General features: G+C 47.5%; 18 protein-coding genes and 3 pseudogenes. 5 read left to right on the top strand and 16 right to left on the bottom strand.

Annotated features, from left to right (window positions below; all coding sequences use genetic code 11):
* Nucleotide 1: 1 nt before the first annotated feature.
* The gene (locus tag PN462_RS18770) at nucleotides 2-778 is read right to left on the bottom strand and encodes a fumarylacetoacetate hydrolase family protein (protein ID WP_272130359.1); all 777 of its coding nucleotides are present in this window, start codon (nucleotides 776-778) and stop codon (nucleotides 2-4) included.
* A gap of 220 nt (nucleotides 779-998) precedes the next feature.
* On the opposite strand from PN462_RS18770, the gene rpsF reads away from it, so the two are divergent.
* A complete protein-coding gene (gene rpsF, locus PN462_RS18765; protein WP_272130358.1) occupies nucleotides 999-1,352 on the top strand; it encodes a 30S ribosomal protein S6 in 354 nt (117 codons plus the stop codon).
* Nucleotides 1,353-1,480: 128 nt separating this feature from the next.
* Here rpsF and trmB read toward each other — a convergent pair whose 3' ends face one another.
* The 7 genes from trmB to PN462_RS18730 form a co-directional block, all read right to left on the bottom strand.
* Entirely contained in the window at nucleotides 1,481-2,134 is a 654-nt protein-coding gene (gene trmB, locus PN462_RS18760) for a tRNA (guanosine(46)-N7)-methyltransferase TrmB (protein WP_272130357.1), read from the bottom strand.
* A gap of 49 nt (nucleotides 2,135-2,183) precedes the next feature.
* A complete protein-coding gene (locus PN462_RS18755) occupies nucleotides 2,184-3,350 on the bottom strand; it encodes a hypothetical protein (protein ID WP_272130356.1) in 1,167 nt (388 codons plus the stop codon).
* A gap of 52 nt (nucleotides 3,351-3,402) precedes the next feature.
* Nucleotides 3,403-4,542: an LptF/LptG family permease gene (locus tag PN462_RS18750; protein WP_272130355.1), complete on the bottom strand. Its 1,140-nt coding sequence runs from the start codon at nucleotides 4,540-4,542 to the stop codon at nucleotides 3,403-3,405.
* A gap of 72 nt (nucleotides 4,543-4,614) precedes the next feature.
* Nucleotides 4,615-5,343: an LPS export ABC transporter ATP-binding protein gene (gene lptB, locus PN462_RS18745; RefSeq protein ID WP_272130354.1), complete on the bottom strand. Its 729-nt coding sequence runs from the start codon at nucleotides 5,341-5,343 to the stop codon at nucleotides 4,615-4,617.
* Nucleotides 5,344-5,369: 26 nt separating this feature from the next.
* Nucleotides 5,370-6,026 (bottom strand): LptA/OstA family protein, encoded by a 657-nt coding sequence (locus PN462_RS18740; protein ID WP_272130353.1) that lies wholly within the window; start codon nucleotides 6,024-6,026, stop codon nucleotides 5,370-5,372.
* A gap of 354 nt (nucleotides 6,027-6,380) precedes the next feature.
* The gene (locus tag PN462_RS18735) at nucleotides 6,381-6,776 is read right to left on the bottom strand and encodes a DUF309 domain-containing protein (RefSeq protein ID WP_272130352.1); all 396 of its coding nucleotides are present in this window, start codon (nucleotides 6,774-6,776) and stop codon (nucleotides 6,381-6,383) included.
* A gap of 82 nt (nucleotides 6,777-6,858) precedes the next feature.
* Nucleotides 6,859-7,230: a ferredoxin thioredoxin reductase catalytic beta subunit gene (locus PN462_RS18730; protein WP_272130351.1), complete on the bottom strand. Its 372-nt coding sequence runs from the start codon at nucleotides 7,228-7,230 to the stop codon at nucleotides 6,859-6,861.
* Nucleotides 7,231-7,327: 97 nt separating this feature from the next.
* Between PN462_RS18730 and PN462_RS18725 the strand changes: the two genes are divergently transcribed.
* Nucleotides 7,328-8,020: a ComF family protein gene (locus tag PN462_RS18725; RefSeq protein ID WP_272130350.1), complete on the top strand. Its 693-nt coding sequence runs from the start codon at nucleotides 7,328-7,330 to the stop codon at nucleotides 8,018-8,020.
* A 2-nt stretch (nucleotides 8,021-8,022) separates the two neighbouring features.
* Nucleotides 8,023-8,442: a GtrA family protein gene (locus PN462_RS18720; protein ID WP_272130349.1), complete on the top strand. Its 420-nt coding sequence runs from the start codon at nucleotides 8,023-8,025 to the stop codon at nucleotides 8,440-8,442.
* A 79-nt stretch (nucleotides 8,443-8,521) separates the two neighbouring features.
* On the opposite strand, the gene PN462_RS18715 is transcribed toward PN462_RS18720, so the two are convergent.
* Together PN462_RS18715 and PN462_RS18710 are read right to left on the bottom strand one after the other, a co-directional pair.
* Nucleotides 8,522-8,827 carry a Mo-dependent nitrogenase C-terminal domain-containing protein gene (locus PN462_RS18715; RefSeq protein WP_272130348.1) on the bottom strand — a complete coding sequence of 102 codons (306 nt, stop codon included), beginning with the start codon at nucleotides 8,825-8,827 and terminating at the stop codon, nucleotides 8,522-8,524.
* A 223-nt stretch (nucleotides 8,828-9,050) separates the two neighbouring features.
* On the bottom strand, nucleotides 9,051-9,182 hold the full coding sequence (locus PN462_RS18710) for a hypothetical protein (protein ID WP_272130347.1): 132 nt from the start codon (nucleotides 9,180-9,182) through the stop codon (nucleotides 9,051-9,053).
* Between the two features lie 141 nt (nucleotides 9,183-9,323).
* Here PN462_RS18710 and PN462_RS18705 point away from each other — a divergent pair, with 141 nt between their 5' ends.
* A complete protein-coding gene (locus tag PN462_RS18705) occupies nucleotides 9,324-11,051 on the top strand; it encodes a succinate dehydrogenase/fumarate reductase flavoprotein subunit (RefSeq protein ID WP_272130346.1) in 1,728 nt (575 codons plus the stop codon).
* Between the two features lie 152 nt (nucleotides 11,052-11,203).
* Nucleotides 11,204-12,448 (top strand): uracil-xanthine permease family protein, encoded by a 1,245-nt coding sequence (locus tag PN462_RS18700; protein ID WP_272130345.1) that lies wholly within the window; start codon nucleotides 11,204-11,206, stop codon nucleotides 12,446-12,448.
* Nucleotides 12,449-12,525: 77 nt separating this feature from the next.
* On the opposite strand, the gene PN462_RS18695 is transcribed toward PN462_RS18700, so the two are convergent.
* From PN462_RS18695 to PN462_RS18680, 6 genes and pseudogenes are all read right to left on the bottom strand, one after another.
* A complete protein-coding gene (locus PN462_RS18695; RefSeq protein WP_272130344.1) occupies nucleotides 12,526-13,902 on the bottom strand; it encodes a UDP-glucose dehydrogenase family protein in 1,377 nt (458 codons plus the stop codon).
* Between the two features lie 103 nt (nucleotides 13,903-14,005).
* Nucleotides 14,006-14,452, bottom strand: a pseudogene (locus PN462_RS23660) (NAD-dependent epimerase/dehydratase family protein); the annotation flags it as partial.
* Nucleotides 14,453-14,455: 3 nt separating this feature from the next.
* A pseudogene (locus tag PN462_RS23655) lies at nucleotides 14,456-15,847 on the bottom strand (GDP-mannose 4,6-dehydratase); the annotation flags it as partial.
* A pseudogene (locus tag PN462_RS23650) lies at nucleotides 15,830-16,348 on the bottom strand (GDP-mannose 4,6-dehydratase); the annotation flags it as partial. The pseudogenes PN462_RS23650 and PN462_RS23655, both read right to left, overlap by 18 nt.
* A gap of 195 nt (nucleotides 16,349-16,543) precedes the next feature.
* On the bottom strand, nucleotides 16,544-19,483 hold the full coding sequence (locus PN462_RS18685) for a tetratricopeptide repeat protein (protein WP_272130342.1): 2,940 nt from the start codon (nucleotides 19,481-19,483) through the stop codon (nucleotides 16,544-16,546).
* Complete coding sequence (locus PN462_RS18680) at nucleotides 19,480-20,853, bottom strand: ATP-binding protein (protein WP_272130341.1); 1,374 nt, start codon at nucleotides 20,851-20,853, stop codon at nucleotides 19,480-19,482. The genes PN462_RS18685 and PN462_RS18680 overlap by 4 nt, the downstream gene beginning before the upstream one ends.
* Nucleotides 20,854-20,992 lie beyond the last annotated feature (139 nt).

Genomic DNA, 20,992 nt, shown 5'->3' with positions numbered 1-20,992 from the left:
TCTAGGGAGAGAGAACGACGGTATTTTCTAACTTACCAATGCCTTCAATTTCCACGCGCACTTGATCCCCTCGTTCTAAAGGCCCCACCCCTTGAGGTGTTCCCGTGAGAATGACATCCCCTGGTAATAGGGTCATAATTTGCGAAATATAAGACACCAGCACATGGGGTTTAAACACCATTTGCTCGGTTGACACAGACTGACGGGGGGTGGACTCGTCATTGATAAAGGTTTGTAAATGCGCTCCTATGCTAATTTCCCGGACAATCCAGGGGCCGAGAGGGCAAAAGGTATCAAACCCCTTGGCTCTCGTCCATTGCCCGTCCTTGCGCTGTAAATCCCTTGCTGTGACATCATTGGCGATGGTATAGCCCCAAATTTTACTAGAGGCTTGTTCGGAGGGACAATTGCGGGTGCGCTCTCCTACAACAATGGCTAATTCTCCCTCATATTCCACCTGTTCCGATTGCATGGGATAATAAATGGGTTGATGATGGGCGATCACAGCAGTGGACGGCTTTAAAAACAGTAACGGTTCTTCCGGAACAGGTGTTCCCATTTCCGCCGCATGATCCGCATAATTTTTCCCCACGGCCACAATTTTTGAGGGAGCGCAGGGAGCAAGAAGCCGATAATTTTCCACTTCTAGCACTAAATCAGTCGGTTGGCCACCTAACCAAGGCGGAGCATCCAATACCCGCACATTGCGGTTTGGTTCGAGTAAGCCATAATACGTTTGTCCTTGGGTGTCGGTGACTCGGACATAGCGTTGCGCCATAATACCTATTGCCAAATAGTTAAAGGTTGTCTAAGAAAGCTCAGGGAAAGGGTAAACTTCAAAATTTTAAACCAGAACGGTTTGATAATGATAAGTGAGTCAAAATCGTAGTAAAATTGTAAATCCTTGCTTCCCGGATTGGAGTTGAGACGGCTTAAATTTTCGCTAAAATTCGCCGCTCACGCGGAAGCCATTGTGTCCAAAAGGAGAAAATCGAGATATGACCCGCATTCGTAGCTACGAAATGATGTACATTGTGCGTCCGGATTTATCGGAAGACCGCACAACGGAAGTGATTAACCAATATCGTGACTTGTTGAAAGACCAAGGTGCGACGGATGTTCAAATTCAAGTCATGGGGAAACGGCGACTGGCTTACCCTATTGACGGACACCAAGAAGGTGTTTATGTTCAGGTTAATTATCAAGGGGAAGGAAATCAAGTTAAGCCGGTTGAACGGATGATGCGTTTGAGTGAGGAGATCATCCGCTATTTGACGCTGAAGTTAGACGAAACTAAGGTCAACACGGATGAGTCTGTTCCCCCTTCGGCGGTTGAAGAACCTGTGGGATAGTGGATAGTGGATAGTGGATAACGGGATGTGCGACTTTCTACGATAGAAACCGGGTTTCAGGCTATTTTAGCCAATCTCTTGTTTCTCTAACCCCCTAAAATCAGGGTTTTTAAACCAGACGTTGATCATTATCGGTGATCTTCGTTTTTTCCGAAAACTAATAAACAGCGATAAACGGGTTCACCTTTGTTTTGGGTGGCCCGTTCTCGTTCTGTGATGACGGGGAAGGGGTTTTCGGTGAGCCAGAGGGTGGGGTGTTGGGGGGTAAACTGGGGATGGGCTAGGAAGCGATCGCGCATTTCCACTGCAACAAACTCTATATCTGACTGTAAGAAGACTTGTCCCCCAGAGGGTAAATATTTGGCTACTGCGTCCACTAACTCCGGTTGGACAATACGACGTTTAGCGTGGCGTTTTTTAAACCAGGGATCAGGGAATTGTACCGCAATGGTGTGTAAGACTCTGGGGGGGAGAGAGGCCAATAAGCAGGGTAAATCGACATTAATATTACTGAAGACATAATGGAGATTGGAGAGTCCCTTGCGATCGCGTTTTTCATTCGCTTCTATCACCAGGGGTTCTCGAATTTCCACCCCCAAAAAATTCATCTCCGGCCATTCTTGGGCCATTCCCAACACAAACCGACCCCGCGCACAACCAATATCGACAAATAACGGGTTTTGGGGGTTGGCGAAGACCCCCTCCCAGTTGGGAAGGGGGATGGGGTCTTGATATTTCTGACTGAGGGGGTTAACGTGCTGACGGACTCGGACTCTGGCCAAACTGTTTCACTCCTGAACTGACTGCTATCCATTACCTATCAACTATCAACTAATTCCCCGCTCCCAAGGGATCAGAAAACGTATTAATTTGCCCATTGCCCATGCGGGGGAGACTTTGGGAATTACGGGGTTGAGTGCTGCCCCCTGTTGTCCGTTGGGTTGCACCCTGACGACGGGAATAGTTGGGCTGAGTCAGATTATTATTGTCTAAACTAGAATTCTCATAAGGATTGGTGCTCGGACGTTGGAAACGTGGACTCACCGTAGGCCGTCGAGGATCAGTCGGTGTCACCATTGGGGTAGGAGTCGTCACTGCATTGGGATAGCGGCGAGAATTGGGAGTGGGGGTTAAAGAAGAATAACCCGAATTGGGGGTTTGTTGGCCGGTTTGCGGAGTAATTCTGCCGTAGGGATTGGTGGGTTGGGTGGTCGCCATCCCCGGTTGGAGCGCGTTGGCGGGATTTTGCCCATTATTATTGTCTAAACCTAAACCATTCTCCCCATTCTCAGACAAGGGTGAGGAATTAGCTTCTCCGGTGGCGGTTTGAGAATTGGGATTGTCTGTTTCTGCCGCCGCGTTACCGTCTGCCGTTTCTTCCGCAGGACGGGACAAGCGATCTAAGGCTTGAGTTAAGGGGTTCGCCTGCGTATTGGCGGTTTGAGAGGCGTTAGAATTGAGGAACATTTCTAACGCTGAAGGGGGGCGTGTATTTTGTTTCTCGCCTTGGGTGGAGGAGTCCTCGTTATTCGCTACATTATTCAAAAGGAGAGGGTTAGGCAAATTTAGGAGAGGATCAGGGGCTGCTTGATTTTGATTATTCTTTTGCGCCTGTTGTCGCTCTTTTTCCTGTTGTTTCATGTACTCATCCAACAGACTGGGACGCTCATCCTGCTCCTGATTGGGAGGAGGTAAGGGGGTTAAATTATCGGTAGTATCGTTTCTCAACCAAAAACTCAAGTCTCCTGCCTGTACATCTGCTTCTAGGTCTTCCCTGGATAATTCTGGGTTAGCAGCTAATACTTGTTCAATCTGTGCGTTTTCTTGGGTGTCCTCTAACCATTGGGTATTTTGGGAATAAGCCCAAAGGGCAATCCCAAAAAGACCACCAAAAACAATAGACCCGATGACCACAGGTTGCTGATAAAAAGGGGTTTTCTCCTCAGCGTTATGTTCGGGATGATGGTGTTCGTGGGGGGAAACAGAAGGATCAGACATAGTAGGTGAGCCTGAGAAACAGAATTGCTTTACTTCTAGTGTAGCGGATTCCTTAACTGGCAGAGCGTGTTAATAAGAATCCACCAATTCCGAGTCCTAAGACATTGGTGATCCAAGCGGCAACGAGGGGGGGTAATGTTCCCGAAACCCCCATTTGTCCGGTGATGGTGTATAGGGTGTAGTAGGAGAAGATAATTAAGACACTGATCCCGAAACTGGTGGCCCGGTTGGCGTTTTGGGGGCGAGTTCCTAGGGCAGCCCCGACGAGGCCAAAGACGAGACAAGCGAAGGGGAGGGCGATTTTTTGTTGGATGCGGACTTCGAGTTTGCGGGCGGCTTTTTCATCGTTGGCCAAGCGGTAGAGTTCGAGTTGTTGCTTGGATTGGGCAATACTCATTTCGGTATTGTCTCTAACTCGATTGGCGAGATCAAGGGGAGCTTTGGGAAGTTGTAGTTTTTGGTGATCAAAGCGCATGACGTTGCGGAATGAGCCATCATTGCCGAGGAGGTACATGATGCCGTTGAAGAAGTCCCATTTATTTTCTCGAATATTCCAAGAGGCGGATTGGGCGGTGATAATTTGTTCGAGTTGATTTTGGGAGCGATCTAAAACGGTGAGATTTTTCATGTTTTTGCCGTCGAAGGTTTCGGCATAAAAGAGGCGGCTGAGAACTTTCCGTCGGTTGCCGTTTTCGTCGGTGATGCTGGTGTATTCGGGGTACATGATGTTGTTTTGTTGAAAGGTGCGTTGCTCTCCTTCTAGGGCGGTTTCGAGGGAGATGGCAGCCTGATAGTTGGCGGTGGGGACGATGTAATCGTTGAAAATAAAGGTGATGCCGGAAATGATCAGACTGAGGATGATGGCGGGGATGACTAAACGATAAACACTGACTCCTACACTTCGCATGGCAATTAATTCACTGTTGCCGGAAAGTTGCCCATAGGCCATGAGGGTGGCTAATAACATGGACATGGGGAAGGCATAGAGAATAAATTGTGGCACACTGAGGAGGGCAACTTGTAGGGCAACTTCGACGGGAAGCCCTAGCTCGGTAATTTTCCGAATCAGATCAAAAAGAATCCCTACGGCAATCCCCAAGGAGGAAAACATTCCCATCCCAAAGAGAAAGGGGGGCAAGATTTCCGCCATAATATAGCGATCCATTACGGAGAGTTGAAAGCGATTAAGCATTGGTGAGTGGTGAGTGGTGAGTGGTGATGGGGGATTGGTGCAATTCCCTAATTCTTAATTCTTAACTATAATTTACAGTTCAAAATTGTCCCCTAAATAATATTGTCTGACTAGGGTGTTGTTGTAGAGTTCTTCGGCTGTGCCAGAGGCGAGAATTTCGCCGTCTCGCATGATGTATGCTCGATCTGTGATGGCGAGGGTTTCTCGGACGTTGTGGTCGGTGATCAGGATGCCCATGTGGCGATCGCGCAATTTTCCCACTAAATCTTGAATTTCGGAGACGGCAATGGGATCAATTCCTGCAAAGGGTTCGTCGAGTAACAGGAAATCTGGCCCATCATACCCGGTGGCTAAGGCTCTGGCAATTTCGGTGCGTCGTCGTTCGCCCCCGGAAATTTGCTGGCCACGGGTGCGACGGACTTTATGGAGTCGGAATTCATTAATCAGTTGTTCTAGGCGTTGGGGACGCTTGGCGGGGGGAATTTTGCTCTGTTCGAGAACCAGTTGAATGTTATCTCGGACGCTGAGGTTACGGAAGATGCTGGGTTGTTGGGTGAGATAGCCAATGCCTAGATGCGATCGCTCGTCTAAGGTTAAAGAGGTAATATCTCGATTATTGAGCCAAACTGTCCCCTCGTTGGGTTTAATTAACCCGGCTGCAATATAAAAGGAGGTGGTTTTCCCTGCCCCATTGGGGCCGAGTAATCCCACAATTTCCCCTTGAGAGACACTGATATTCACCCGATTAACAACCGTCCGTTTGCCGTAGGACTTATGAATATTCTGTAAAATAATCGTCATGGTGTGCAGGACTAACAGGGGTCAAGTTACAAATCGTTCAACTCATCGGAAAAAGGCGGTCGTTCCGGTAACTCATCAGGGAAGGGAGGGGGTTCAGGGAAGTCTTCTGGTATGGGAGGAGCGTCTGGAAACTCATCGGGGAAGGGAGGATTTTGGGGGAATTCGTTGGTTAAGGGGCGGTTACGGGTGCGGCGGACTTCGTTGGATAAGGGGGGGTCTTGAGGCCGCAGGGGGTCGCTGTAGGGTTCTTTAAAGGCGGGTTTGGGGTTGAAGGGTTCTTCGGGTTCGGCTTGTTCGGTTTCCGTAGGGGCTTCAGGGTCGGAGATCATGTAAACCGACTCAACTTGACGGTTAGCTTGGGGGGTGGCGATGACTCGCCCTTCATTGACGAGATAGGTTACGGTTTCCCCGCGTAAACTGTTGCCTCCGGCTTGGACAATATGAACATTTCCGGTGAGGACAATGCGGCCTTCTTCACTAAAATATTGGGCTTGGGCGGCGGTGGCGTGCATTTGTCGGGCGGGGTAGTCCACGCGAACATTGCCTCTGGCGGTAATTACGCCTGTAATTTGGTTGGCTTCTTGGATGTCGGATTGTAAGATAACGGCCCGACGGTCTCCGCTTTGGGCGTATGCTGTGGGCAGGAGGGAGAAGACGACCAAGCCAACAAGAGAAAGGAGCAAGCTGACCCCCCAACGAGGTAGTTTAGGGGGGCGAGTCGATTTGAGTGTCTGTGTTACCTGTTGCATCACCATAGCGAGAAGGGGAAACTCCCTAACGAGTCTAATTCGTCTATATACCAATATACGCTCTGACGATGGCTCTGTCTGGTAAGTTTCTGGATTAGTTAGTAATCAGTATCTGAAGGGGACAGGGAACTCCGGAACTGGGAATAGGGAATAGGGAACAGGGAATAGGGAACAGGGAGATGTTACCCTTACCCTAACAAGGGGGCCATAAACTAATCACTGTAAGGTTTTTAGCTAATTTTAGGCGATTTTTAGTTTCACCGAGAGTCACCAATTACCCATTACCCATTACCCATTACTCAAAAAAACAATTTTCGGATAGGCGACTTGGCCGTTGTTTAATTTTTCTTGTAAGGCTGCGATCGCATTGGGGGGAGTCTGTTGCAGTTGGGTTAATAAATCTAAACTTTGGTCTAACAACTGCTCTACGTCGATGCCTTCATAGTCGGGGAGATAATCGCGCAGTCGTTTTGTTCCTTCTCCGAGTAGCATGACTGCTCCGTTTCGGTTTTCATTACCCAGATGATAACAGGCCACAGCGACTTGTAAAATTCCCTGATAGAAGCGTTTATCCTGTTCTGTGGCCTCCATCCAGATGGCCTCTAAGGTGTCGTGACAGGCGTAAAAGTCTTGTTGATTAAATTCTTGGATTCCTTTTCTGAAGGGAGATTGGTCGGTTGTCATGGGCTAAAACAAAGAAAATGGGGAACAGGATATAGGATAGTACAAGAAAAATGACTTGATCCCTCCACCTGATCCCTCTTAATTATGCACCTTGCATACTGTCGCGGACTTTTTCGATTTCTTCCATTTCGATGTCCTGTTGTTCTCCGGCAAATTCGTTATCCGGAGTAATAAAGAGCATACAATGGCATTCTTTCCGTTCCCGCATGGGAACGCAAGGACAGTTCCAATAGGCGGCCTTGACTTCTGCCTCTTTATCCTCATAATGACGACAGGGACAGAGGGGTGCGCCGAGTTCGTCTTTGTGACGGGCTAACCCTTCGATGACTACGGCAGTCACGGAGGGATCGACACAGAAGTAAGTATCGGTGCGTTTAGCGTAGGTTTCTGAAAAGTTTTTCATGGCCGCAAGGGTTTTATTCCCTTGCTTTTGGTCGGGTTTTGCAGAGGTCATAAATTTTTAATACGGTCTTCTTGGTCATTTGTTAAGCATTTTATCGTATGGTGTTTTTAATCGAGATGATACAGTGCAAGACCTATCTTAGGGTAGAATGACAAATTGGTGGTATGGGTTATTACGACTAATTCTTCAGGGGAATTGTCCGTTGTGCGATCGCACAGCAGAAGACCTCCTCTGCTCATCTTGTCTGGGGAAACTTGAGGACTGTCGGCATCCTCACCCCTATCAGCAAGGGAAGTATTTTGGGGTGTTGCGGTGGGGACGGTATGATGGGGTATTGAAACGGGCGATCGCAACGATGAAATACGAAAATCACCCGGAATTGGCGGAACTCCTTGGAGATGAGTTAGGTCAATTGTGGTTATCGACGACTACTCGGCCTCTCCCGAAAATGACCGTTGTTCCGTTACCTATGAACCCCCAAAAACGAGCCAAACGTGGGTTTGATCAAGCGGAGTTAATTGCGAGGAGTTTTTGCGATCGCACAAAATTACCTTGCAAACCCCAAGGACTCCTCCGAGCGCGAGAAACTCAAGCTCTTTTTGAACTCAACCCCCAAGAACGCAAGGAAACCCTCAAAAATGCTTTTTCCCTAGGCAAGGACTTCCAGAAGCGGCTTCCTCGCTCTCCTATCCTGCTTATAGACGATATTTACACCACAGGTGCAACCGTGCAAGAAGCTCGACGAACCCTAAAACGACACCAAATTCAAGTAGCAGGGGTTGCAGTGGTAGCCACTCCACAGGCTAACATGAAGTCTAAGACTCAATCAGGAAAAAAGTAGTAATGTGGTGGGCTAAATTCAAAACCTTATCTCCCCAAACATTTTTTGCCAATTCAATGGTGCGTTGGTGGATTGTGGGGTTATTTTTTACCGGGATTAATATTCCCTTGCTGTATGTGTTTAAAGAGTGGTTTGTGTTTAATTTATTCATCGCCACTTTTTTAGCCTCAGAAATCGGCACAATTTGCCGCTTTTTTGTCAATGATCGTTGGGTGTTTGGCCATCCCCGTCCCACTTGGAAACGGTTGTGGCAATATCATGTTGCGATTTCGAGTAGTTTTGTTATTTGGTATTCTGCGGCCAACTATTTACCCCGTTTAGGGATTCACTATCTCATTGCTGCTATTTTAGCCACTTGTTTATCTGTGGGTTGGAGTATGATCACTAACTTTTTATGGATTTGGCGTAAAAAGCAAAAGTGAATTTTGGTAATTGGTAATTGAGGGAAATACCAAATTATTCATTCTCAACTATCAACTCTCCATTATCAACTCTCCATGATTAACAATACGCGCTGATATCTTCGCCACATTCATCCGCTAAATACGATAAAGCTCGGAAACGGAGCATCATGAATTGCTCATAAAAAGGATTAACTTTGCACAAGGGGGGGATGGTAAATAATGTTTTACCAAATAAAGCAATATCCCGCGCAAAAGGACATTGAGCCGGAATGAATTGCACAATAAACCGCGCTTTGTCTGGGTTGCTGATATCCATATTGTCTAACTGTTGACGAATCGTTGAAAAAATATTGAACTCGATACGAGCCGAGAAAGTTTTGTAGAGATTGATGTTAGTTTGCATGGCTGTTTTGCTCCGCTTCTTAGTGATTACTTTTTACTGTAGTGATAATCTCAGCGAATTGCAATACCTTCTAAATATAAGTCTCTTTTATGAAAGATTAGTTCTGCTTAATTCTCCCCTTGGCGGACTGCATTAAGAGGAGAATAATCACCGCAAATCCCCATCAATCAAAGGTTGTAAGACTTTGCGTCGCCATCAGAGCTTTGCTATTTACTCATGACTGCTATAACCATCCCCGTAGTTGCTGGTGTATTCTGGCGACGTGCCACATATAATCCTTGAGGGAATACTCGGTGACAGCTTGGGAGAGGTGGGTTTGAGTGAGTGTAGGGTGGCCGGTGGTTTCCCAATACAACCCGATGTATAAGTGAGTATCAAGAACCTCACTCTGGCCATATCTGGCCTAAAACCTGAAAACTTTTCGGCAATTCAGCAACTCTCCCCCAAGATCGATCCACCATAGAGAGAGAATAGGAGACACTGAAGCCAGAAAACCATGTTAGAACATGATGTGATCATTGTGGGCGGGGGTTTAGCCGGAAGTCGGGCTGCCCTTGCCATCAAACAAACCCACCCCAGTCTAGATGTGGGGTTAGTGGCCAAAACCCACCCCATTCGCTCCCACTCCGTTGCGGCCCAAGGGGGGATAGCGGCCAGTTTACAAAATGTGGACTCCGAAGACGCTTGGGAAGCTCATGCCTTTGATACTGTCAAAGGATCAGACTATTTGGCCGATCAAGATGCGGTGGAATTCTTGGCCAAAGATGCCCCCAATACCATTATTGATCTCGAACACATGGGGGTTTTATTCTCCCGTCTCCCCGATGGCCGCATTGCTCAACGGGCCTTTGGGGGCCATTCCCACAAACGCACCTGTTATGCGGCAGATAAAACCGGCCACGCTATCCTACACGAATTGGTCAATAATTTACGGCATCACGGTGTCACCATTTACGAGGAATGGTATGTGATGCAGTTAATTCTTGAAGACAATGAGGCCAAAGGCATTATTATGTATCACTTGCTGGATGGTCATTTGGCGGTAGTGCGGGCCAAAGCAGTGATGTTTGCAACGGGGGGATATGGCCGGGTATTTAATACCACCTCTAATGATTATGCCTCGACGGGGGATGGGTTGGCGATGTGCGCGATCGCGGGTTTACCCCTCGAAGATATGGAATTTGTCCAATTTCACCCCACTGGATTATATCCGGCAGGGGTTCTCATTTCCGAAGCGGTGCGCGGTGAAGGAGCTTATTTACGCAACAGTGAAGGGGAACGCTTCATGGAACATTATGCCCCAAAACAGATGGAACTCGCCCCCCGTGATATTACCTCTCGCGCGATTACCCTAGAAATTCGCGCAGGCCGCGGACTTCATCCCGATGGCACTGCCGGAGGCCCCTGTGTGCATCTCGACTTACGGCACATGGGGAAAGAAAAAATTATGTCTCGCGTGCCGTTTTGTTGGGAAGAAGCCCATCGGTTAGTCGGGGTAGATGCGATACACCAACCCATGCCTGTGCGGCCTACCGCCCATTATTCCATGGGCGGCATTCCAGTGAATACAGAGGGCCAAGTGCGGTGGAATGGGGATACCCTCGTTGAAGGCTTTTTTGCTGCCGGAGAATGCGCTTGTGTATCGGTGCATGGGGCTAACCGTTTGGGGAGTAATTCCCTGTTGGAATGTGTGGTATATGGGAAACGGACGGGGATCAAACTCGCGCAATACGTCCAAAATCGCAAAATGCCCAGTTTCGATGCCCAAACCTACCTCGACAAAGCCCAAAAGCGGATTTACGGGTTATTAGAGCAAGAGGGCAATATGAGAATTGGGCAACTGCGGCAACAGTTTCAAGACTGCATGAGCGAACATTGTGGTGTATTTCGCACTGATGCCATTATGCAGGAAGGGTTAGACAAAATTCGCCAACTCCAAGACCAATATCATCAAATTCGCTTAGATGATCAAGGTGACTGTTGGAATACGGAGTTAATTGAGGCATTAGAGTTAGGCAATTTATTAGTTGTGGGTGAAATGATCTTGGCCTCAGCATATAACCGGAAGGAAAGTCGCGGGGCCCATTCCCGTGAAGACTATGCCACACGGGATGATGAGAAGTTTCTACAGCATACCCTGAGTTATTATTCCCCTGCCGGGATTGACATTCAGTATATGCCTGTGGTGATTAATCGTTTTCAACCCCAAGAGCGCAAATATTAGGCGGCCATTCTCTGACAGGAGTCTGCAATTGCTTCAGTGTAAGCCCTAAGCGGGCTTACTAGGAACGGGCTTTCCTGTTGCAGTCTCCTCAATGTACTGCATATCAGCCCACCTTATGGTAAAAATGGCAAATTAGTCCCCAAAAATAGACGATGCACGACTCTGACACCGATTATCAAAACCCAACCGACTCCACAAGGTATCAACTCCGTTGGCAAGATATTCCCTTGGGCATTCAGATGCTCTTTGTGGCCTTTGGGGCCTTGGTATTAGTGCCGATTTTGGTGGGGTTTGATCCCAATGTTGCCCTGTTTACAGCCGGAGTCGGGACATTACTCTTTCAGTTAATCACAGGGGGGAAAGTTCCGGTTTTTCTGGCTTCTTCCTTTGCCTTTATTGCCCCCATTCAGTTTGGGGTGAAACAGTATGGGGTGGCGGAAACTCTGTCGGGGTTAATGGCCGCTGGGGGATTGTATCTCCTGTTGAGTTTGATTATTTTTTGGCGGGGGCCGGAGTTTGTGCTGCGCATTTTACCCCCCATTGTTACAGGGCCGGTGATTATGGTGATTGGGTTATCTCTGGCCCCGGTGGCCATTGATATGGTGTCTCAGGGGGGGGATCATTATACTCAAGGCCAAGCCTTAGTGGTGGGGGGGATTTCTCTCTTGGCGACGATGTTGACGGCGTTGTTTAGTCGCGGTTGGTTGCAATTAGTGCCGATTTTAGTGGGGATTGGGGTAGGGTATGGGGTGTCCCTATTGATGGGAATGGTGGTCTTTGATTCGGTGCTAGAAGCCCCTTGGCTGGCGTTTCCGTCCTTTACTACCCCTAAGTTTCATTTCCCGGCGATTTTGTTTATTTTGCCTGTTGCGATTGCCCCGGCCATTGAGCATTTTGGCGATATTTTGGCGATTAGTTCTGTGGCTGAGAAGAATTATTTGCATGATCCGGGGGTTCACCGGACGTTATTGGGGGATGGACTGGCAACGACGGTGGCCGCTTTTTTGGGGGGGCCACCTAATACGACTTATTCTGAGGTGACTGGGGCGGTGGCGTTGACGAAAATTTTTAATCCGGCCATTATGAGTATTGCTGCGATCGCAGCCATTATTCTCGCATTTGTCGGTAAATTAGGGGCTTTCCTCCGCACTATTCCCCCCCCAGTCATGGGCGGCATTCTCATTATTCTCTTTGGCACAATTGTGATTGTCGGCATGAATAGCCTTGTCCGGTCTGGGGAAAATCTCCTCAAACAGCGTAATGTCGTGATTGTGGGCATTATTTTAATTTTTGGGGTGGGTGGCTTAACCCTAGAAACCGGGGCGTTTGCCTTGGAAGGGATTGGCCTCTGTAGTGTGGCGGGGGTGTTACTCAATTGGTTGTTGCCTCAACGCTAACAGTCGCCCTTGTATCTGGAGAGCAAGCGAGCTAACGCTTCCGGGGCGCAAGCGTTGCGCCCCGGAAGTTTTAGAGTTTAATGACCAATGCCGACGTAACGGAAACCCGCTTTTTCGGCTTTTTCTCGGTCGAGGAAGTTCCGTCCGTCAATAATGAGGGCATGGTTCATTAATTTCACCAATTGGTCATAGTCGAGGGTTTGGAACTGTTGCCAGTCGGTGACGAGGACGAGGGCATCACAACCATCGGCTAACCGTTCGGGGTCGGTTTCGACTAAGACTCCCGATAACCCATGACGCATCCCGGTTTGGGAGACAATGGGGTCATAGGCTTTCACTTTTGCCCCTAGACGGTTTAACTGTTCGATGAGGTTGAGGGCTGGGGCATCCCGCATATCATCGGTGTCGGGTTTAAAGGTGAGGCCGAGAAGACCGACGACTTTACCTTTGAGGATTTTTAGTTCCTGTTGCAGTTTTTCTAGGACAATTAACCGTTGTCGTTGGTTGACGCTAACGGCGGATTTGAGCAGTTCGGCATCATATCCGTAGTCATCGGCGGTGTGAATGAGGGCGGATACGTCTTTGGGGAAACAAGACCCCCCCCAACCGAGTCCCGCTTGTAGGAATTTTGCACCGATGCGACTATCTAGACCAATTCCGGCGGCGACTTGGGTTACGTCTGCCCCCACGCGATCGCAAATATTGGCGATTTCGTTAATAAAACTAATTTTAGTGGCTAAGAAGGAGTTGGCGGCATATTTAATCATTTCTGCCGAACTCAGGTCTGTCCGAACTACGGAAACGGGAGGCAGGTCTTTTTCTTCGGCGAAGGAACGGTTCACGAGGGGGGCGTACATTTCCTCCATCATATCCAAGGCTTTGGCACTGTTACTGCCTAAGACAATGCGATCGGGGTTGAAGGTATCATAAACCGCCGACCCTTCCCGTAAAAATTCTGGGTTACTGACCACATCAAATTCGGCGGTAATGTCGGGGGAACTCCCTCCACTGCCAACCAAGGTTTGTTGTCGTTCGGCTACTCCGTCTAGGACAATCATACGCACCCAGTCCCCAGACCCAATGGGAACGGTGGATTTGTTGACAATGACTTTATACCCGTCATTGAGATGGGTCCCAATGCCTCGTGCGACGGCTTCGACGTAACGGGTGTCACTTTCTCCGGTGGGGAGGGGAGGTGTTCCTACGGCGATAAAGAGAATATCACTGTTGGTCACTCCATAACCGAGGTCGGAGGTAAATTCAATGTTTTCTTTTTTCATGGACTCTTTCATGAGGTCTGAGAGTCCAGGTTCATAAATGGGGGACTGGCCAGACTTCATCAGTTTGACTTTTTCTTCGTTGTTATCAATGCAGATAACATGATGTCCGATCTGGGATAGACAAACTCCGGTGACTAATCCGACATATCCAGTCCCAATGACACAAACGCGCATGATGTTTATTCCTCAAAGAGTTGTGTGTTCTATTTCTATGGTGCAGGTTTTACCGTCTTTCAAGACAATTTTGGCATTTTGGCCTGTGCTGATCGGGGAAAGGTTACGTTTTTTTAGGGTTTGGGACGAAGTTTTCTCGTTCTAAGCGATCGCGGAAATAAGCGATGGTTTTTTCCAGTCCTTGTTGTAAGGGGATGGTGGGTTGCCAGTCTAACCATTGTTGGGCCCGGGTGATGTCCGGTTGTCGTTGTTTGGGATCATCTTGGGGTAGGGGTTTAAAGATGAGTTCTGTGTCCGGGTTGACCATGCTTTGAATGGTTTGGGCGAGTTCTAGGATGGTGTATTCTCCGGGGTTGCCGATGTTGACGGGTTCGGTGCGATCGCTGTTCATTAAACGAATAAACCCTTCTACTAAGTCGGAGACGTAACAAAAACTCCGGGTTTGCATCCCATCCCCATACACGGTGAGGGGAATTCCTTGCAATGCTTGCACAATCAAGTTACTCACCACTCGCCCATCGTTGGGTAACATCCGCGGCCCGTAGGTGTTATGGCAACAAATTCCATAACTCCCCCCCACAAAGTTTTCATGGTCAGGGACGGAGAAATCATACACTTCTTCTTCTAGGGAAAAGGCTTCGATTTCAGTTACTTTTGCCCAGGCAAGATCGGCTTGGGTAGCGGTGGGTAAGGTTTGAGTAATTTGGTCTAACTCTAGCAAGGAAGTCGGGCTTAATCCATCAACTTTTAAGCTGTAAATTGGTTGACATTTTTCTGTTTTTGTGTTAGTTTCCTCGACTCCTCCCACGAGGCCAAATTTAGTGAGAATTAAACATAATTTTTCAATCACTTTTTGACTCGAATTAAACCAAGTTAGAGCGTCTGAATTGTGCTTAAATTCATTTTGCTTAAATTCTCCTAAATTCCCTGAATGAGAATGAGTTGAAAAACCTTGTAAAAAGTGAACCAGTTGCGCTTTCGGGAGTTGTAATATCCAGTTCGGAATATCTTTTTCACTCTCCGCTTTTGTGGGGTCTAATTCTAAACAATTTAAGATCAAATCCACAATTAATTTGACCCATAGTTGCACCCATTGACCCTCGGTTTCATTGTACTCAATTTTGGTGGGGATGCCAAATAGATGGTCAACAGTTTGGATCAATTGTTGCAAGGAATCTTCCTCTGCCGTAAACCGCAGTTGTAGTCCCGTTGGTGTTTCAACAATTTCGCCCTTGGCCAGAGTAAACCCTAACACCCATAAAAACTCCTCAATGGAGGGGAGAGTATTGGGAAGACTAACGGCATTGGGAGGATAAACCAGATATTCTTTTCCGGTAAACTCTACCCCTAATTTCCGCCATAATTTTAAGGGTAATTGATTCTCCGCTTCATAGGTTTTGAGATGCGTATAAAACCCTTGGGGGTTAACCCCTTCTGTGGTTAAAAATTGGCGAATTTGAAGGTTGTATTGTTCAAGGAGATTCAAGGTGCGATCGCTTCGCACAGCCGTCAGGCTATCGCTGCTGACCAAAATCCCCTCCTCCTCCGTTAAATAATCCGTCAAACGCACCTCAGTTAACGGTTGTTCTACAAACATCATTTGACGGGGAACAGCCACCTCATCCCCCACCTTTAAATCCCGACCAAAAACCGCTTGCGGACTCCCATCCTTGTGGCGTGTAAATAAACTATGATCCTCAGTAATTTTAACCTGTTTCCCCCAAGTGGTTTTAATTTTATATCCCGTCTTCCGTACCGGATGTTTCCACACCCCAGAAATCGGCTTAATCACCATCTTGGACTGTGCATCAAAACAGGGAACAGAAACCTCACTAAAATCATCCTTAATCCGCTCATAACATTGAGCAAAAGGCTCATAATATAACTGATTCCCGCGATAATAGAGAACATTTTGATCCCCCGTCAAACTATTAAAAATCCGCACCACCCGGACATCCACCCCATTTTGGCGATGATAGTCATAGGTGAGGGTTTCAGCCACCCGCTTTCCCTCGTCGTAACATGACCTAATGCCAATACAATTCACATTACCGCGATAGTCTTCCGACTGGGGATGAACCGTAGGATCACCATACACTTCCGAGGTGGAGGCCAGAAAAAACCTAGCCTTCACTCGTTTGGCCAGTCCTAACATATTCAACGTCCCGATGACATTGGTTTTAATGGTTTTCACCGGATTATATTGATAGTGGACGGGAGATGCAGGACAAGCCAAATGATAGATTTGATCTACCTCCAGGCGAATCGGTTCTGTGATATCGTGGCGAATTAACTCAAAATAGGGATTATCTAGCCAGTGGAGAATATTTTGTTTATTCCCGGTGTAAAAATTATCGAGGCAGATGACTTCGTGGCCGACTTCCATAAGGCGGTCAATCAGGTGAGAACCGAGGAAACCTGCACCGCCCGTCACTAAGATTCTCATACAATTTATTGGCTCAAAGGTTGAATCTAATCTTAGACTAATCTTGCTGTGAGGAAATGTCCAGAGTTATAAGGCGTTGATCCGGATGGAGTGAGACAACTGAGTAGCCAAAGGTCACATCAATATCTCTCCCCCTCAGAATCCGAGGAGGAATCATCCTAGATTTGGCCTCTCGGATGATTCCCCTCTGGATATTTAAGAGGAAGATCGCAGCACTTGTTTCTGGATTAAACCGAGAAGGGTTTCCCAGAGAGACTGGAGAAAGGAAGGTTTGAGTTTTTCTTGAAAGGCTTGATATTCTTCGACTTCGGGGATATCTAAATCTTGGGCAATATTCACCGCTTGTTCGCTGTAGTCTCTGGCTTGTTCTAAATTGCGGGTTTTACGGCCTAAACGGGCTAAATTGTATAATACCTTGGCTTCGATTTGTCGGGCCCCGATCGCGCGGGCGACTTTTAAGGCATCCTGTAAACTTTCCCTTGCTTGGGGGTACTCCTCTAGGTAAATGTGACTTTCTCCTAGGTGGGAGAAGATACGGCCTTGTTCAAAACGATCGCCGATTTCTTTGGCGATGGGCAAACTCTGACGTAGGTGTTTGACAGCCTGGGTATAGTTCCCTAGGAGACAATAGGTTACACCTAAACTGCGTAAGGCGGCCCCAATGGCTGGCCGATCATCGTTCATGCGGGCAATATTCCACTGTTGTTGATATAAAGACATGGCGCGATCGTGGTCTCCTAGGGCGTTGTAGGCGTTGCCGAGGCTACCGAGGAGGCGACCGATTTCGGCCTGATCTCCGGTCTTACGGGCGATTTTGAGGGCTTTGTGGGCTAAGGAGATGGCTTTCTGGTAATGGCCGCGATAGAAGTAGGCCACCCCCAAGTTACCCAAGGCCCGGCCTTTCCCTGGTAAGTCGTTTAAGTCTTCGGTAATAATCAAATATTGCTGAAAATAGTCTAAGGCTTCGGCATATTTCCCTAATGAACAGTAGGCATTACCGAGGTTAGTCAGGGCGACTCCTTCCCGTTGTCGATCGCCGATTTGTTGGGCTAAGTTGAGAAGATGTTGGAATTGCGCGATCGCTTTTTCATATTCCCCTAAACACCCAAAGGTATTCCCCAAGTTGAGATGGGCTTTTTCTTGGTGTTGCGGAGTCTTATGATCTGGGTTTTGTTCTACTAAATGCAGGTATTGTTGCAAATAATCCACGGTTTGGCTATATTCCCGCAGGGCATAGTAAGCATTCCCTAAATGAAAGAGGGTGGTTTCTAACTCCACGGCCCCTTTATCTTTCCCCGTCAGCGTTAAATACTGTTGCAAGTATTCAATGGTGGGACGATAGGCTTGCAGGGCATAATGGGCATTCCCTAGATACAATAAAGTTGTGGCTAACTCCTCCCCACTGTCTTGACTTTCCAGGGTGGCTAAATACTGTTTAAGAGACTCGATGGCTGGTTCATACTCTTGTAAGAGATAGTGAGATTTTCCCAAGGCAAATAAAGTATTCTCTTGGGGAGACGAAGTTTCACTCCTCTCCACTCGTTGTAAATATTGCCGGAGATATTCAATGGCGGGGGCATAGTCTGCCAGTTGATAATAAGATTGACCTAGGGCATAATAGAGATCTTCTTGTAAGTCTAAGGGCGGTTCATCGGGGAGAAGATTGAGATATTTTTGCAAGGCTTCCACGGCTTCGCTATGGTTGCCTAATGCGTAGTTAGCTTTCCCCGTATAAAGATAAATATGGGTTAAAGTTTCCGAGTCTGGGGTATCGGTGACAAAGTTTAAATATTGATGTAAACAGGTGACGGCGTTTTCGTACTCCTGTTGATGATAATGGGAGTATCCCAAATGTAGAAAGGTGGTGGCTAATTCTGGAGTTTCTTGGGTTTGGGAAACTTGGTTTAAATACTGGCGTAAATAGGTAATGGCTTCAGCATAATGCTGGAGAAAATAATGGGCGTTGCCGATATACTGAAGGGGGGCAACACTGTCGGGGGTGTCGGTTTGTTCCTGAAGGATGTCCCAATAGCGTTGTAAAACGAGAATCGCTTTTTGATAGTCTTGGAGAAAATAATAAGAGTACCCTAACGGGTGTAAAGCGGTGGCCAAACGTTCCGTTAAGTCTTCGGAGGTAAACTTAGAACATTGGTTTAAAAAGTCTTCGATGTAGGGGATAGTTTCAGGATATTGTTGTAACGCATAGTGACTATTCCCTAAGTGGAGTAAGGTGGTGGCTAAGGGAAGATAATCTTGTTGCTCTTGTGCTTTTTTTCGGGCTAGGGGAAGATAAGATTGTAGGTGGGAAATCGCGCTTTTATAGTTCTCTAAGGCATAGTAAGCATTGCCTAAATGAAATAAGGTTTTTTGGGTGACAGGGGAGGAGTCGGAACTTTGGGTTAAATTAAGTCCTTTTTTTAAATAATTAACGGTTTTTTCATATTCCCCCAAGGCATAAAAGGCATTCCCTAAATATAAACAAGTTTCCTCCCATTTTAACTCATTCTCTGGGACTTCTTGCTCTAAATAGGCTTGTAAATATTGAACCACTTGGGGATAGTCTTCTAAGAAGTAATGGGCAATGCCTAACCCCTGTAAACAAACTTGTTCCACTTGGGGAGAACATTTCCCTAGTAAAGGTTGATATAATTGGATTAATTCGTGAAAATAGCCCCAATTTTTTAAATGTTGATGGAGGGGTTGGTTTTCGATAGGGAAAAATAAAATTTCACTGGCTTCTGGCCAGGCTTCAATTTCGCAGAGATGATCAAAGGCTTCTAAATATCCCCGGACTTGTTCCAGTTGGCTTTCACTGGGACTGGGTTGATAGAGTTGTAAATAGTAAAACGCCCAACGAATATGGGCAATTTCTGTTAAATTAAATTCTTCTAAAACATCCTGTAAACTGGGTGAGGGGGCGTTTCCTTCTGCCTCTCCTTCCATTCCCTCCCCTTGTCGCAGGCCACTCCAATATTTGATACATTCGAGTAACCGCATTAAGGAAGGCGTTTCCGCCGTGACGGTTTCTTTCTCCTCTGCCGCAGGTAAAACGAAGGTTTTGGCGTTTTTACGATAGCGAACTTTGAGGGCTTCTTCTTCTGAAAGCCGTTGTAGTTGTACTTCTTGTTCTTTCACGCGGTTTCCCCCTCTGGTCTCACTTTCGGGATATTCTGCAAGATAATTCTACGCAATACCTTGGGCAAATGATAGCAAACTGTCTGGGGTAAGTTTTCTTCTTCAAGAAAAAAGCGTTTTTTTAATTCCCCTAGGGCTTCTTCTTGGTCCTGGAGAGAAAAATCCCCAATTAAAAAATACCAGCCTTTGGCGGGGGCGGGGTGGGGATGGGTGGCCCCTAAACACAGGAGTTCGTAGGCGAGGGGGTAGAGGGGGTAGAGACGTTGGCAAGCCCGGTCTAGGGTGGTATTGACCCATTGACTCAGATCGCGTTTCTGCGGGGCTTCTGGGGACGAGGCGGAGGGGTTACTGATGGGGGTGGGGAGGTCGTACTCATAGCCGTAGTCTTGCCAATAGGCGCGAAGATTGCCGTAATAGGGATAGGTGCGAATTTCTCCGGCGATCATTTTTAGGGTGAGGGGGTGGCCTTGGGAAATTTTCACCATTTCGGCGAAGTTTTGTTGGTCGGCTTCGCTGTTGAGGGGGATGCCCCAGGCTTGAAAGAGTTGTTCAATGGTCTGCTTTGTTAAGCCAGGGAGGGTGAGTTGGTGGGTTTTGAAGGGGGGAAGCGGCAGGGGGGTTTGGCTGGTGAGGATGAGGCGCGATCGCAAGTTTTCCGACTGGGTAAGCTGGGCAAAAAATTGCTCAAAACTATGACTAGCGAAGCGTTCCCCCCCCAAAAGTTCTTCTCCACTATCGAGAAGCAGGAGACAGGGTTGGGATTGTAATTTGGCCACCACAGCCTCCACGAGGGCGGTTTCTCCCCCGTCTTGTAAGGTTTTTTGGGTGATTTCTTCCCCTAACACCTGTCGCGCTACGGTGGGGAATTGGGGCAGGTTTTGGCTAAAATCAACCTGTAACAGGAGGGGGAAGTTTTGGGTTAATTCGGATTGGGCTAATAATTGTTTTGCTAAGGCCGTTTTCCCCATTCCGGTGATCCCTTGGAGGACTAACACCCACGTTTCTCCTTGGAGTTGCTGGATACAGGTTGCGATTAACTCCTCGCGGCCTTTCCAGAGAGACTCCAGGGGGGTTTCTTCTTCAGAGGGGGGGTTGCTGTCCAGTTCATCGGGTTTGACGATATCATAATCTTCTCGACGTAACCGGACTCCAAAGGTTTTAAAGAGGGTTTTAAGGGATTTCAGGTCGGCGATTCGCTGACGGTAGAGAATAGCGATCGCAACGTCCACCGGAATCCCTGCCTGTTGGGCAATTTTAGCCGAACTCGACCGCAAATTCTCGGCGGCAAAGGTTTGGCCAATGGCCGTCTCAATTTTTTGTTGTCCTGTGGGAGTCAGAAGTCCCCCTTTTTTGTTGGGGGGTGGGGTCATTTGCGGCATCTTGGCAGTAAACAGTAATCAGTAAACAGTAAACAGTAATCAGTTAAACTTCATTTTATAGGCTGATTCCCGATTCGCCATTTCTTCGTCTCTGATCTCCAAATACCAAGCTTTGAGGGGGTGGCGTTTT

Source organism: Spirulina sp. CS-785/01, assembly GCF_028330525.1.
Classification (GTDB): Bacteria; Cyanobacteriota; Cyanobacteriia; order Cyanobacteriales; family Spirulinaceae; genus JAQMSD01.
This window is presented reverse-complemented; position numbering and strand designations above follow the sequence as displayed.

Coding starts and splice junctions, on each gene's coding strand:
- PN462_RS18770 (WP_272130359.1), bottom strand. CDS start 778: ATGGCGCAACGCTATGTCCGAGTCACCGACACCCAAGGACAAACGTAT.
- rpsF (WP_272130358.1), top strand. CDS start 999: ATGACCCGCATTCGTAGCTACGAAATGATGTACATTGTGCGTCCGGAT.
- PN462_RS18755 (WP_272130356.1), bottom strand. CDS start 3,350: ATGTCTGATCCTTCTGTTTCCCCCCACGAACACCATCATCCCGAACAT.
- PN462_RS18750 (WP_272130355.1), bottom strand. CDS start 4,542: ATGCTTAATCGCTTTCAACTCTCCGTAATGGATCGCTATATTATGGCG.
- lptB (WP_272130354.1), bottom strand. CDS start 5,343: ATGACGATTATTTTACAGAATATTCATAAGTCCTACGGCAAACGGACG.
- PN462_RS18735 (WP_272130352.1), bottom strand. CDS start 6,776: ATGACAACCGACCAATCTCCCTTCAGAAAAGGAATCCAAGAATTTAAT.
- PN462_RS18730 (WP_272130351.1), bottom strand. CDS start 7,230: ATGACCTCTGCAAAACCCGACCAAAAGCAAGGGAATAAAACCCTTGCG.
- PN462_RS18725 (WP_272130350.1), top strand. CDS start 7,328: ATGACAAATTGGTGGTATGGGTTATTACGACTAATTCTTCAGGGGAAT.
- PN462_RS18720 (WP_272130349.1), top strand. CDS start 8,023: ATGTGGTGGGCTAAATTCAAAACCTTATCTCCCCAAACATTTTTTGCC.
- PN462_RS18715 (WP_272130348.1), bottom strand. CDS start 8,827: ATGCAAACTAACATCAATCTCTACAAAACTTTCTCGGCTCGTATCGAG.
- PN462_RS18705 (WP_272130346.1), top strand. CDS start 9,324: ATGTTAGAACATGATGTGATCATTGTGGGCGGGGGTTTAGCCGGAAGT.
- PN462_RS18700 (WP_272130345.1), top strand. CDS start 11,204: ATGCACGACTCTGACACCGATTATCAAAACCCAACCGACTCCACAAGG.
- PN462_RS18695 (WP_272130344.1), bottom strand. CDS start 13,902: ATGCGCGTTTGTGTCATTGGGACTGGATATGTCGGATTAGTCACCGGA.
- PN462_RS18680 (WP_272130341.1), bottom strand. CDS start 20,853: ATGACCCCACCCCCCAACAAAAAAGGGGGACTTCTGACTCCCACAGGA.